Below are 13,020 nucleotides of genomic sequence, written 5' to 3' on the forward strand. Positions count from 1 at the left end.
CACTCCGCGGCAAGCGAAGCGCAGCCGCACAAACGACGAAGGCGACCCGGTCCCCGCTTTCCGGGGACACGAGTCGCCTATCGACTTCGTGGGCGATACTGGGTTCGAACCAGTGACCTCTTCGGTGTGAACGAAGCGCGCTACCACTGCGCCAATCGCCCAGGCGTGGTGCGTGTTGCTGGTGTTGCCTGGTGGGGTCTTGCGGGTGAAACCTTAGCGCATGATGCGGCGACGTTCTAATCGGGGCGGGCTACTCTTGGGCCAGGACGGAGACCCCGTCACGTTGGAGACGTGATTGTGACTTTCTCGCACGACACCGAGCAGGCGCTCGGCACGCTGGTCCGGATGGTGAACACGCTGCCCGGGCCGAACAGCCAGGTCGACACGATGGGGACCTTGGAGGAGCTGGAGAAGTTCGTCCAGGAGCGGGAGTTCAGCGCGGTCGGGATCCTGACCGACAAGGACTTGGCCGATGTCCGGGATCTGCGGCCGTTGTTCGCGCCGGTGTTCACGACGGATTCGGATGCGACGGCGGCGGCGATGATCAACGCGATCATTGCCCGCGGTACGACGACGCCGCGGCTGACGAACCATGACGGGCACCCGTGGCACATCCACTATTCGCGGGACGGTTCGTCGCTGGCGTGCCGGATCACCGTGGAGTGCGGGATCGCGCTGGCGCAGGTGATCTCGGCCGGCGAGCGCGAGCGGCTGCGCCGCTGTGAGGCGCCGGACTGTGACGATGCCTTGATCGATCTCTCACGCAACCGCTCGAAGCGCTACTGCGACGCCCGCACCTGCGGCAACCGCCTGCACGTAGCCGCCTACCGCGAACGCCGCAAGGCCTCGGGGGAGTAGCCCTGCCCGGAAGGGCCGCGATTCTCACCCATGAGTGCGTAGTGCGGTCATGGTTTTGCTGGTGAGGCCGAGGCGGGCTGCTAGGGCGTCGGCGGCCTTGCTGAGGCCGGTGAATTCTTCGGGGGATAGGGGGTCCACGAAGAGTTTGCGGACGAGGTCTACGTGGTCGGGGGCGGACTCGCGGAGTTTGGTCCAGCCGGCTTCGGTGAGGGCGGCGATGATGCCTCGGTCGTCGGTGGTGCAGGGGCGGCGGCTGACTAGGCCTGCTTTTTCCAGTTGGGTGACCTGGTAGCTGAGGCCGCTTTTTGAGGTGAGGGCTACGCCGGCTAGCTCGGTCATGCGGAGTTCGCCGTTGGGGGCGTTGGACAGGCGCGCGAGCACTTCGTACTGCGGGTGTGAGAGGCCGGCGTTGTCCTTCAACTGTTGTTCGACCTGCTGGTTGAGCAGGGTCGCGATGCCCAGGAATGTCCGCCAGGTGCGCAGCTCCCGATCGGTGAGCCCGTGTCCGTCCGCCATGTGACTCATCCTATCGAATGATTGTTCAAATTCGAACTAGGCGCTATCGTCGATCAGGTAGTTCCAATTTGAACGACCGTCTAGAGAGCGAGCAGATCATGAGTGAGGTCACGAGTGCCCCGTCCCGCCGGGGCCTGCTGAAGCTGGGTGCCGCGGCCGGCGCCGCGAGCGTCGTACTGGGCAGTGAGCCCGCGACAGCAGTCGGTACGGCGGCGCCCGCGCAACCCAAGTTCGTACCGCTCCCGGCTGATGCGAAGCCGCTGCCGATGGGGCCGGACGGGTACCGCCTCGACCGGATCGGGCCCGAGATGTACGCCGTCACTGCCGGTGGAACGCAGGCGGCTTTCGTGGTCAGCAACCGCGGTGTCATCCTGCTCGACGCGCCGCCCGCGCTCGCCGAGGCGTTGCCGGCGGCGATCAGCAAGGTGACCAGCAAGCGGGTCACGCACCTGGTGTACAGCCACCATCACGCGGACCACATCGCGGGAGCGGCGGCGTTCGGTGATGTCATCCGGATCGCGCACGCCGATACCGCACGGCTGATCCGCGCGGAGCGCGACAAGACCCGGCCGATGCCGACCCGCACCTTCACCGACCGGTACTCGCTGACCGTCGGCAACCAGCACCTCGAGCTGAGCTACCCCGGGGTGAATCACGAGTCCGGCAACATCATCGTGCACGCGCCGCGGCAACGGGCCGCGCTGATGATCGACGTCGTACTGCCTGGCTGGTCGCCGTTCAGCGCGTGGGGGACTGCGGACAGCGTGCCCGGCGTGCTGCGGGCGCATGACGTTCTGGCGAAGCTCGACATCGACACGTTTGTCGGCGGGCACGTGCACCGGCTCGGTACGCCGGAGGACATCAAGGTGTCGCGCGAATTCACCTACGACCTCTGGAACGAGACCCGCAAGGCCGTTGCCGGGACACCATCCGCGCCGTTCTTCGGGCAGGTCGAAGCCGGCCACAACTGGGCCGCGTTCAAGCTTTGGTACAACGCGGTCGCCGACAAGGTGGAGCCGGTCATCTACCGCAAGTGGCTGCACCGCCTGGCCGGTGTCGACGTCTTCACCCGCGAGAACATCGTCACCGTCGCGACCTCGCAGATGCTCGACGCGCCGAAAGACCTTTAGGGGTTGAGGTCCTCGAGCGAGCGATCCGCGAAGATCTTCACGACCTGGGCGGTGATCGAGCCCGGCGCGGCCAGCTCGCGGTCGTCGACGCGATGGATGCCCTGGACGTCGCGCGTCGTCGATGTGAGGAAGATCTCGTCGGCCTCGAAAAGCTTGTCCATCGGTACGTCGCGCTCGGTCGCGCCGAACCACTCGATGACGAGCGCGCGCGTGACCCCGGCCAGGGCGCCCGACTCGAGGGTCGGGGTCACGAGCTCACCGTCGTACACGCAGAAGATGTTCGAGCCGGTGCCTTCGCAGAGCGCGCCGGCGGTGTTCGCGAAGATCGCCTCGCTGCCGCCGCGCTCCTTGGCATAGGCGAGCGCGCGGACATTCTCGGCGTACGACGTGGTCTTCAGACCGGCGACCGCGCTGCGCTCGTTGCGGGTCCACGGGACCGTGATGATCGCCGAGACTGGTGACGGTGGCTGGATGGCCTGGGACGCGATCACGATCGTCGGTCCGGTCGTCCCGCGATCGGAGGAGAGCGGCGAGACGCCGCCGGTGAACGTGATCCGCAACCGGCCGAACGCGATGCCCGGATCCGCCGCGATGACCTCGGCGATGCCGGCCTCGACGCGCGCCACGTCGGGCGTGGGTAAACCGAGACCGGTCGCGGAACGGACCAGCCGCTCCAGATGCCGCCGTACGGCGAACGGCTTTCCGTCGACGATCTTGATCGTCTCGAACACCCCGTCGCCCGTCGTCAGCCCGTGGTCGAGCGCGGGAACCGTCGCCAGTTCACCGCCGAGCTCACCGTTCACCCAGATCCGCATGTGCCGCTCCTTCCACGGAACACCTTAGTGCTAAGGCGATTCGGGTCCCGTTGGTGACCAGCAGGTGACGGTACGTCGTCCTGCGGGGGACCCCGATTTTTGAACTGAGGGCGGGATGGGCTAATGTTCTTCTCGCGCCGGGGAACACCAAACCGGTCGTAGTGCGGACGTAGCTCAGTTGGTAGAGCGTAACCTTGCCAAGGTTAAGGTCGCCGGTTCGAGCCCGGTCGTCCGCTCGGAGATGGTTTTGACGGACCAAGCTGTGTGCTTGGTGGAGTGGCCGAGAGGCGAGGCAACGGCCTGCAAAGCCGTGTACACGGGTTCGAATCCCGTCTCCACCTCGAAGAACTTCAGGTTCTTTTATGGACGATTGGCGCAGCGGTAGCGCGCTTCCCTGACACGGAAGAGGTCACTGGTTCGATCCCAGTATCGTCCACGAAGTCGATAGGCGAGGTGTGCGGCGCTTAACAGCGCTCGCCGCCTCGCCTTCGTCGTTTGTGCGGCTGCGCTTCGCTTGCCGCGGGCGGGGGCTTCGCCACCCGCACCCCCTGCGCCTCGCTTCGCATCGGCGGCGGCCGGTGCGGCGCGCTCCCCGGTTTCCGGCGTGGGGTGAGGGGTGCCTGTGCGGTTCCGCGCTGGGGCTGGGGCGATGCCTTCGCCGGGTTCGTTGGCGGGCTCACCCCGGGTCGGCCGGTGCGGCGACCCGCTCCCCGCCACAACGTCCGAAGAACCCGCAGGCTTGGTCTCCGGATCGTCGGACGTTGGGCCGCGGAGGTTGCGTTGGTCGGTAACTTTTGGGTGTTATTTGCGAAAAAGGTACCGGCCAACGCACCACCGCGCTGCATGCACGACGAGACGCGGCGCGGTTTGGTGAGGCGCGGGGTGGGTCGGCAGGCCTCTTTCCCGCACGGCAACCACAGCCCGGCAACCCCAAGCAGCCTGCAGCCGCGGTCGCCGACCTCGCCATCCGCCCTAGCCACCGCGGCGCCCAGCCACGCTGTCTTTTTTGGTCGGCCGGGAGCGGCGATCAGCCACAGCGAACGTCCTCGGCCGAGTCCTTTCGCGCCTGTACCCCGGAGTCGACCGCCTCCGGTGGTCGACCAAAAACCATCAAGCCGACCACGCCGATGGTGAGCATCCATGGCGCCCCGAACTCGCGGGGCGGAGTCACCTTGAGACTCCATCAACCATCTGACATCCCACTGGAACGGTCGAACCGTGCTCAAGGTCGACCAGCCGGCTCACCTTGAGCGCCCACCAGCCACTTTCGGGCGCGCAGATGGTTGATCCGTGCTCAGCGTCGTATCGGCTCGCCATGGAGTGTGCGGCGGCCTGGAGCGGCGGCGAGACTCCGTGAAGGCGCCGGCACCACCGAAGACGGTGTCTTGTTTGCAATGGGGCTTGTACAAGAGGTCTTGAGTAAGTGCGGGAGGCGCGCGCCTATTCCAGGGAAGGCGGGGAGGGCTAGTAGTAGCGGCGGAGGTTGGGCCAGAGGGTGGGCCAGGGGGTGATGGGGGCGTCGCAGCGGACGAGGGTGGTGCCGTCTTCTTCGTTGGCTACGGGGTTTTGGACGGTGGTTAGCAGGTGGCAGTTGGGGAAGTTGGATTCGAGGGTGGGGGAGCGTTCTATTTGGATCAGGAGGACTGGGCCGGTGGCGGTTGCGGGTGGGTGTTCCCAGTCGGCGAAGCTCATGTGGGGGGAGTAGGCGAGGGGGAGGTTGTGGGCGGGGCCGTAGCGGCGGAGGGCGCCGGCTTCGCCGTAGTTGCCGGCGAGGATGGTGGTGGTGGCTCGTTCGGCTGGGGGGATCGCGTTCGCGACTGTGGTGGTGAGGTTTTGCCAGCCGATTTGTTCGCCTTGCTCCTGGTTGACCGGGATGACGAAGTCGACGGCTGAGGTGGGGAGGACGGGGAGGGTGAAGATGAAGGAGCTGGCTGCGGTGAAAGCCAATGCGGTGGCTGCCAGGGCGCGGTGTCGGGTGAACCAGGCGAGGGTGGGTTCGGCGCCGGCTGCGAGTAGGACGTAGAGCAGGGGGAGGGCGTAGTAGGACTTGCCGCCTACCGCCAGTACGGCGATGCAGAGGAGCGGATAGGCGAGTGCGACCGCGCGCGGCCACTGCAGCTTCCAGAGTCGGCGGAAGCCGGCTACCCACACGGGGAGCAGGATTGGGGCGAGCTGCAGGATCTGCAGTGGGATGAACATGATCCGGTTCTCGGTACCGTCATCTTCCGCGATTCCACCGGCGATCGTCAGCTGCGGCCAGTCGTGCTGGAACTGCCAGATGACGTTCGGCAGCGCGACGAGCCCCGCGATGGCGATACCCGCGAGCAGCCACCACGAACGCAGTACTCGGCGAGGTCCGACGATCAGCAGCGCGGCAAGGAGGGCTGCGATCGGCAGTACGACGAGGTACTTGTTCTCGAGGGCGATTCCCGCGGTCAGCCCGAGTGCCAGCCACCAGCGACGGTCGTCCGTGCGCAGGAGCTTGACCGCGAACAACGCGATGAGCATCCAGGCGAGCAGGTCGTAGGTCGCAGTCGAGACCATGTGGCCGACACCAGGCAGGAAGCCCGAGACGGCTGCGCAGACCGCGGCCACTAGCTGACCAGGGCGACCGCTCCCGAACTCACGGGCCAGGAGCGCAACCACGATCACCGTGGCAGCGCTGGCAAGAGTCGAGATGACTCGCAAGCCCATCGGCGTATTGCCGAACAGCTCGGTGGAGACGCGGGCGATCAACGGCGTCAGTGGCGGTTGGTCGACGTACCCCCAGGCGAGGTGGTCGCCCGCCACCAGGAAGTACAACTCGTCACGGTGATACCCGTACCGCCCCGACAGAGCAGTCAGTACGGCGGCCAGCGCTCCGGCGACAGCGAACACGGAACGCGCAGCAAAGGCGGGGGCGGCCGGAATCATGCTCGAATGTTGACAGCACAACGAGGTCAAGACCAGGTCAATTCAGCCATCGCTCAGGCTGCCCCTGATCCAACAGCACGACGCGGCCCGCAGCACCGTCGTCGCGAACAAACCGAACCACCGCATCCGTCACCGCCTCGAGCGGCACCTGCTCCGCACCACGCTCAGCTGCCGGCAGTATCGCTCGCTCCTGGATGCCGCGCTCGGTGGCGACCCAATCCGGTACGACGCAGTTGACGCGGACGCGATGTGTCGTGGCCAGCGGGGCGAGGGTTGCCGTGAAGCGAATCAGCCCGGCCTTCGCGACGCTGTATTCAGGCGAAGAATGTTCGTCGAACCCGAGCCCGGCGGTCGATCCGATGTTGACGATCGCACCGCCGCCCGCCTGCTGCATCGCGTCGAGGGCGAGTTGCGTGGCCAGCATCGGTGCGCGGAGGTTGAGGTCGAGTGCGGCCGACCATCGCTCGACGGACGCCTCGGGGAAACAGGGCGCGAGCGAAGGTCCACCGCCGGCGTTGTTGACGAGGATGTGTGGTTGGCATGACATCAGCTGCGCGACGGCCACATCGTCGCGCATATCGACCTGGACGAAGCGGGCCGCCGGGCCGATCGACGTACAGGTTTCGACGCCGCCGGCCGCGTCGAGGTCGGCGATCACCACCTCGGCGCCCTCGGCGGCCAGGCGCTGGGCGATGGCTCGGCCGATGCCGACGGCGGCTCCGGTGACGACTGCGCGTTTGCCGTAGATGTCCATGGTTTGCAGGTTGTCACCGCGCACCGACAGTCTTCGGGGATGATTTGATATGCCAACCAGACCGGGCGGCGTGAGGAGGACGGGCGGGTGCTGCTGTACGAGGAGATCTGTGCGCGGTTGCTCGACCAGATCCGGCGCGGGGTTTTGGGGCCGGGGGACCGGGTGGCGTCGGAGATGGAGCTGGCGGTGGAGTTCGACGTCAGCCGGATCACGTCGAAGCGGGCGCTCGAGGTGCTGCGCGAGGCTGGGCTGGTCGAGCGGGTCCGGGGTAAGGGCACGTTCGTGGTGCAGCAGTTGCCGGATCTGGCCGGGCTCACGATGCCGCTGCGCGGGCGGGTCGCGACGCCACGACGGGAGGCGCGCACGATCGCGCTCGTCGTACCGGATGTGTCGGACTCCTATGGCCTCGAGCTCATGTGTGCGATCGAGGAGCGTTGTGCGGAGCACGAGACGCACTTGATCGTACGGCGGACGCACGGGCGGCAGGCCGATGAGGAGAAGGCTGTGGACTCGCTGGTGGCGACCGGCGAGGTGGACGGACTGATCGTGTTCCCGGTGCACGGGGACTTCTACAACGCGAGTCTGTTGCGGCAGGTGCTGGACGGGTACCCGATCGTGCTCGTCGACCGCCATCTGTCCGGGATTCCGGTGGCTGCGGTCCACACCGACAACGTCGCGGCCTCGCGGGCGCTCACCACTCAGCTGCTCGACCAGGGGCATCAGCACATCGCGTTCGTGTCGCCGCCGCCGGTCAACACGTCGTCGATCGAGGAGCGGCTCGAGGGTTTCCGGTCGGCGTTCCAGGGGCGCGGGCAGGCCTACGAGCTGACGGATCTGCGCAGCACGCTGCCCGGTTCGATGGAGAGTGTGCAGGGGGATATCGACGCGATTCGTCAGTTCCGGGATCGGTTCCCCGAGGTGACGGCGTACTTCGCGTGTGAGTACAACCTGGCGCGGATGACGGATCACGCGCTCGGTGGCGACCGGGTGATCGCGTGTTTCGACTCGCCGGGGGATTCGATCGGCGGACCGCCGTACCTGCATGTGCAGCAGAACCAGGGGCAGATGGGCCGTACGGCGGTGGATCTGCTGGTCGCGCGGTTGCGTGGTGAGACGGTGCCCAACCTGTCGTACGTGCCGTTCGAGATCGTTCCCGCCGCAGACCACTGACTTTCGGCAGTACTGCGGGGGCCCGGCGGCTGTGTAGCGTCGGCGGCATGAACTGGCGGCGCCTGGGAGATGTCGGCCTGTGGGCCGCCCTGAGTTTCCCCGTGATCGCGGAGAGCGGTGCCCGGCAGGATCCGTGGGTGATGCGGCTGGCGTGTATCGCAGTGGTCGGTACGGCGGTGCTGTTGCGGCAGAGCCGGCCCTTGCTCGCGCTGGCGTTGGTTTCTTCGGCAGAGAGCGCGATCTTGGCGTTCTCGCTGGGGACCCGGAACGGCGTTCCGATCGCGCTGGTGTTCGCGATGATCGTGCTGAGCTATCTGGCTGGGCGCCGGGAAACGCAGCTCCGGCATTTCGTGATGCTCTGCAGTTGGACGTTGCTCGGGATGCTGGTGCTCTCGCTGGTGGTACGGCCGGAGGTGCAGAAGACCGAGGCGGTGCTGACGTGGTTGGTCATGCTGCTGTTGGCGTTGCTTCTGGTTGTGCTCCCGTGGCTGATCGGGCGGTACCGGGCGCAGCAGTTGTTGCTGACATCGGCCGGCTGGGAACGGGCTGAGCGGATCGAGCGTGAGCAACAGATGGCGGTGGCTCAAGAACGCCTCAGAGAGCGCTCTCGGATCGCTCAGGACATGCACGATTCGGTCGGCCATGAGCTGAGCCTGATCGCCTTGCGGGCGGCGGCTCTTGAGCTCGACCCCGCACTCCGCGACGAGCAACGGCAGGCCGCAACCTCGCTGCGTGAGGCGGCCGCGTCGGCGACCGAGCGGTTGGGCGAGATCATCGGCGTACTGCGTGACTCCGAGGCGACGACGGTTCCGCGCGACGAAACGGTGGCGGCGCTGGTGGAGCGGGCGGCCGCGTCTGGTCTTGAGGTGCGACTGGTCGAGGAGGGTGCGGCGGAGTTGGCGCCGATGGTTGATCGGGCTGTGCATCGGGTCGTGCAGGAGTCGCTGACAAACGCGAGCAAGCACGCACCTGGGGGAGCGGTCTCCGTGAGTGTTCTTCGCGGCGACCAGGTGATCGTGACGGTGGTCGACACGGGCGCTGCACGGCCGATGCAAGAGCCGCCGGTGTCGGGTGGTCGCGGGCTCGACGGGCTGCGCGAGCGCGTGCGGCTGGTCGGCGGAACCCTGCAAGCGGGTCCGCGCACGGGAGGCGGATTCGAAGTACGAGCCGCGATGCCACACGCAGGAGGACGCCCCGAACCCGAGCCCTCAGCCGAGGCAGCACCCGGTCCCGAACCGAAGGGCGAAGGCGGGGCTGCGGTTGAGCGGGATCGGGTGCGGCGGCGGGCGCGGCGGGGGCTGGTGACGGCTGTGGTGGCGCCGTTGGGGTTGGGGGCGGTGATCGGGGTGGTTGCTCTGGGCTACTACTTGGTGACTGGGTACAGCTCGATTCTGCGCCCGGCCGCGTACGACGGATTGACGCTTGGGCAGGCCGAGAACGACGTACGGAGAGCGCTCCCTGCGATGGAGATGATCGATCCGCCGTCGGAGAGTTTCACGCCACCCGGAGATTGGGCGTGCCGTTACTATCGGCCGGCTGAGCCGTTCTCGACGAACTACGTGTACCGGTTGTGTTTTGCCGGTGGGGTGTTGGTGGACAAGGCGGTTGTGCAAAGTGGTTCGGTTCCGCCAACTCCGGAGAGCACACGATGATCAGGGTTTTGCTGGCCGATGACGAGCTGATGGTTCGGGCCGGGGTGCGGGCGATTCTCGGTACCGATGACGCGATCGAGGTTGTGGCCGAGGCGGGCGATGGGATCGAGGCGGTCGAGCTGGTTCGCCGGCATCGGCCGGATGTCGCCGTACTGGATATCCGGATGCCGCGGATGGACGGGCTGGAGGCGGGCGCCGAGATCCGGCGGCAGCACCCGGAGACGGCGGTCGTGATGCTGACGACGTTCTCCGAGGATGCGTATATCGCGCGAGCGCTGGGTGACGGGGCGAGCGGGTTCCTGTTGAAGTCGGGTGATCCGCGGGAGCTGATCGCTGGGCTGAAGGCCGTGGCGGAAGGTGCTGCTTATCTGTCGCCGCGGGTGGCGCAGCGGGTGATCGCCGAGCTGAGTGGCGGATCGATGGCCCGGGCGGTCGCGGCCAAGGAGCAGGTTGAGGTGCTGAGCCCTAGAGAGCGTGAGGTACTCGGGCTGGTCGGTGCGGGGATGTCGAATGCCGAGATTGCGCAGCGGCTGTTCCTGGTGGAAGGAACGGTGAAGGCTTACGTGAGTGCGATCCTGCTCCGGCTGGCGGTCAAGAACCGTGTCCAGGCGGCGATCGTTGCCTATGAAGCCGGTTTGGTGACTACCCCAAGAAAATAGGCACAGGTGCTGCGGGTGGCAGGAACCTGCGACGCTCCGGGTGGTGACATGGCGTGGACACCGGGTCATGGGATAGTGGGACACCTGGGGACCTCACCCCCGGATCGACAGACCAAGCCTGTGGGGCGTTTCCGCCCCTTCTCACAGAAATCGGGGACCCAGGTCGTGACCGACTCGCACAACTCCGGACAGCACAAGGACCGGGAAGCGGCGGCGGCCGAGGTCCGGAGAATGTGGCAACCGACGCCGTCCTGGACCCAGCCGGACCCGAACTCCGAGCCTGCCGCCGACCCGGCAGAGACTCCGGAGCAGACCCCGGACGCCCTGTCCGAGGAGTTCCCGGGCGACTCGTGGTCGCGGCCCGCGGGCCAGGCCGCGCCGTGGGAGAAGCAGCAGCCCCAGCCCGAGCCCCCGAGCCAGCCGGCCCCCTCGTGGACGCAGCCGGCCGCTGAGCCGACGGCTTCCTGGACGCAGCCCGCCGCGGAGAAGCCCGACTTCGAGGACGAGAATCTCGACGAGGTCGACGAGACCGAAGCAGCCGCCGCCACAGAGGTCGAGGAGCCGAGCACCCCGGAGCCGGCCTCGCCGGTGTTCGGCGGACAGTCCTTCAACGTCACCAACCCGGCCCACGGTCAGGGCACGGCAGGCCAGAGTTCAACAGGCCACGGCTCGGCGGCCCAGAGCTCAACTGGCCAGAGCTCGGCAAGCCAAGGCTGGGCTGGTCAGGGCTCGTCAGACCAAGGTTGGGCAAGCCAGGGCTCGGCAGGCCAAGGCGGATACCAAGGACACGAAGCCCCGCAGCACGGCGGCCACACCGCCCCCGCGCCGCAGCAGAGCCAGCCGCTGTCCCCGGCCGCCCAGCACTTCTTCCCGCAGGGCATCCCCGGTCAGAACGTTCCGCAGCAGCGCGACGTCTCCTACCGCACCGACGAGCTGATGCAGGCGCTCCCGCTACCGCGCGAAGCTCCGGCCGAGCGTGGCGTCCGTAGCGTGCTGCGACTGCGCCCAGGCACCACCGAGCGCACCGAGCGGATCGCCCGCGCAACCGCAGCGACCGCGTTCCGGCGCCCAGTCACGATCGTCGTGGCCAACCCCAAGGGCGGCTCCGGCAAGACGCCGACCACGTTGCTGCTGGCCGGTGCGCTCGGTCAGGCGCGCGGCGGCGGAGTCGTGGCTTGGGACAACAACGAGCTGCGCGGCAACATGCACCTGCGTACCCACGACACCAACGCGCGGTCCACGGTGACCGACATGCTGCAGGCGATGGCGATGCTCACCCAGCCGGATGCACGGCTCGGCGACGTGGCGGCGTACCTGCGGCACCAGGTCGCGGGGCAGTACGACGTACTGACGTCGGCGACCACGACGTATGCGCAGATCGAGGCGAAGGACTTCGACCAGATCCACCGTCTGCTGAGCCGGTTCTACAAGGTGCTCGTGATCGACACCGGGAACAACGAGGGTTCGAGCAACTGGCGCGAGGCGATGAAGGCGGCCGACGCCCTCGTCATCCCGATCAAGTGGAAGAGCCTGTCCTGCGCGGCCGCCGTACAGATGCTGGAGGAGCTGGACAACCAGGGTCCCGAGGCGCAGCGGCTGATCCGGCGCGCGATCATCGCGGTCTCGAACGGTCCCGGCGACATCAACCGTGAGGTGGAGAAGCAGCTCCGCCCGTACTTCGAGTCGCGGGCGGCCGCGGTCGTCGACATCCCGACCGACCAGCACATCGCCGCCGAGGGCCCGCTCGACCACTCCGCGCTGCAGCCGGCCACCCGGCGGGCCGGTCTGGAGCTGGCAGCGAAGGTGTCCGAGCAGATCACGATCGCGCTCAACGTTCCGAGGTGACCATGAGCTCGTCCTCGACCTGAGCCTCGACCTCAGGTTGAGGGCGGCGCTTGCGGAGGTAGTGGCGGACGACCTCGACGATCAAGGTCACCGCGAGGGCGAGGCCGATCCCGAGGATGACTCCCTTGAGGGGGTTGTCCTCGAAGGCCTTGCCGCCGATGTAGCCGACCAGGCTGCAGTAGAGACCCCAGCTGATGGCGGCCAGTGCCGCGTACGGCGTGAAGCGGCGCAGCGGGTAGCGGACGCTGCCCATGGTGAGCGTGACGGCGGTGCGGCCACCGGGTATGTACCGGGCGACGATCAGGACCAGGCCGCCGCGATCAGCCAGCGCCCGCCGGGCCCACATCACCGCGCTATGCCGTTTGGTACCTGGCTTGACCCGGTCGAGCATTCGGCCGCCCGCGCCCCGGCCCAGCCAGTACGACAGGTGGTCGCCGACGAACGCGCCCAAGGCAGCGACCACGATCACGACGTACAGGTTCGGGGAGCCGATCGAGGCGGCGAAGACGCCGGCGGTGACGACCAGGGTCTCGCTGGGAATGGCTGGGAAGAAGCCGTCCAGCGCGGCGAACCCCCAGACCGCGAGATAGATCCACCAGGAGGACATCAGTTCTTCGGCGAAGTGCAGCAGGGCGTCGGCCATGAAACGACGGTATGAAGAGCGGACCCTGACCCACATCGGACGACAGACCTGACTTACCCCCTACT

Annotated in this window: 11 protein-coding genes and 4 tRNA genes; 9 read left to right on the top strand and 6 right to left on the bottom strand. The window is 67.4% G+C overall.

The annotated features are described in order from the left end of the window. Positions 1-89: 89 nt before the first annotated feature. Positions 90-161, bottom strand: a tRNA-Val gene (locus ACFTSF_RS07985). A 130-nt stretch (positions 162-291) separates the two neighbouring features. Here ACFTSF_RS07985 and ACFTSF_RS07990 point away from each other — a divergent pair. Then, positions 292-858, top strand: a complete 567-nt coding sequence (locus ACFTSF_RS07990) for a CGNR zinc finger domain-containing protein (protein ID WP_344147002.1) — start codon at positions 292-294, stop codon at positions 856-858. Between the two features lie 24 nt (positions 859-882). On the opposite strand, the gene ACFTSF_RS07995 is transcribed toward ACFTSF_RS07990, so the two are convergent. Continuing rightward, complete coding sequence (locus tag ACFTSF_RS07995) at positions 883-1,374, bottom strand: MarR family winged helix-turn-helix transcriptional regulator (protein WP_380153154.1); 492 nt, start codon at positions 1,372-1,374, stop codon at positions 883-885. 98 nt (positions 1,375-1,472) lie between these two features. On the opposite strand from ACFTSF_RS07995, the gene ACFTSF_RS08000 reads away from it, so the two are divergent. Further along, positions 1,473-2,504, top strand: coding sequence for an MBL fold metallo-hydrolase (locus tag ACFTSF_RS08000; RefSeq protein ID WP_380153155.1), 1,032 nt, complete (start codon positions 1,473-1,475; stop codon positions 2,502-2,504). Here the strand turns inward: ACFTSF_RS08000 and ACFTSF_RS08005 are convergent. Next, on the bottom strand, positions 2,501-3,319 hold the full coding sequence (locus tag ACFTSF_RS08005) for an aminotransferase class IV (protein ID WP_380153156.1): 819 nt from the start codon (positions 3,317-3,319) through the stop codon (positions 2,501-2,503). The genes ACFTSF_RS08000 and ACFTSF_RS08005 overlap by 4 nt on opposite strands. 163 nt (positions 3,320-3,482) lie before the next feature. On the opposite strand from ACFTSF_RS08005, the gene ACFTSF_RS08010 reads away from it, so the two are divergent. From ACFTSF_RS08010 to ACFTSF_RS08020, 3 genes are all read left to right on the top strand, one after another. Continuing rightward, positions 3,483-3,555, top strand: a tRNA-Gly gene (locus tag ACFTSF_RS08010). A gap of 34 nt (positions 3,556-3,589) precedes the next feature. Beyond that, positions 3,590-3,660, top strand: a tRNA-Cys gene (locus ACFTSF_RS08015). 23 nt (positions 3,661-3,683) lie between these two features. Next, a tRNA-Val gene (locus ACFTSF_RS08020) sits at positions 3,684-3,755 on the top strand. Between the two features lie 1,028 nt (positions 3,756-4,783). Here the strand turns inward: ACFTSF_RS08020 and ACFTSF_RS08025 are convergent. Beyond that, positions 4,784-6,232, bottom strand: coding sequence for an ArnT family glycosyltransferase (locus ACFTSF_RS08025; RefSeq protein ID WP_380153157.1), 1,449 nt, complete (start codon positions 6,230-6,232; stop codon positions 4,784-4,786). Positions 6,233-6,269: 37 nt separating this feature from the next. Further along, positions 6,270-7,010, bottom strand: a complete 741-nt coding sequence (locus ACFTSF_RS08030) for an SDR family NAD(P)-dependent oxidoreductase (protein WP_380153158.1) — start codon at positions 7,008-7,010, stop codon at positions 6,270-6,272. Positions 7,011-7,073: 63 nt separating this feature from the next. Here ACFTSF_RS08030 and ACFTSF_RS08035 point away from each other — a divergent pair, with 63 nt between their 5' ends. The 4 genes from ACFTSF_RS08035 (at position 7,074) to ACFTSF_RS08050 (ending at position 12,312) form a co-directional block, all read left to right on the top strand. Beyond that, a complete protein-coding gene (locus tag ACFTSF_RS08035) occupies positions 7,074-8,156 on the top strand; it encodes a GntR family transcriptional regulator (RefSeq protein ID WP_344147023.1) in 1,083 nt (360 codons plus the stop codon). A 47-nt stretch (positions 8,157-8,203) separates the two neighbouring features. Beyond that, positions 8,204-9,808: a sensor histidine kinase gene (locus ACFTSF_RS08040; protein WP_380153159.1), complete on the top strand. Its 1,605-nt coding sequence runs from the start codon at positions 8,204-8,206 to the stop codon at positions 9,806-9,808. Next, a complete protein-coding gene (locus ACFTSF_RS08045) occupies positions 9,805-10,467 on the top strand; it encodes a response regulator (RefSeq protein ID WP_380153160.1) in 663 nt (220 codons plus the stop codon). The genes ACFTSF_RS08040 and ACFTSF_RS08045 overlap by 4 nt, the downstream gene beginning before the upstream one ends. Positions 10,468-10,632: 165 nt before the next feature. Next, a complete protein-coding gene (locus ACFTSF_RS08050) occupies positions 10,633-12,312 on the top strand; it encodes an AAA family ATPase (protein WP_380153161.1) in 1,680 nt (559 codons plus the stop codon). On the opposite strand, the gene ACFTSF_RS08055 is transcribed toward ACFTSF_RS08050, so the two are convergent. Further along, positions 12,296-12,955, bottom strand: a complete 660-nt coding sequence (locus ACFTSF_RS08055; RefSeq protein ID WP_380153162.1) for a DedA family protein — start codon at positions 12,953-12,955, stop codon at positions 12,296-12,298. The genes ACFTSF_RS08050 and ACFTSF_RS08055 overlap by 17 nt on opposite strands. Between the last annotated feature and the right edge of the window lie 65 nt (positions 12,956-13,020).

Origin of the sequence: Kribbella sp. NPDC056951, from assembly GCF_042674205.1 — a bacterium.
GTDB classification, from domain to species: domain Bacteria; phylum Actinomycetota; class Actinomycetes; order Propionibacteriales; family Kribbellaceae; genus Kribbella; species Kribbella yunnanensis.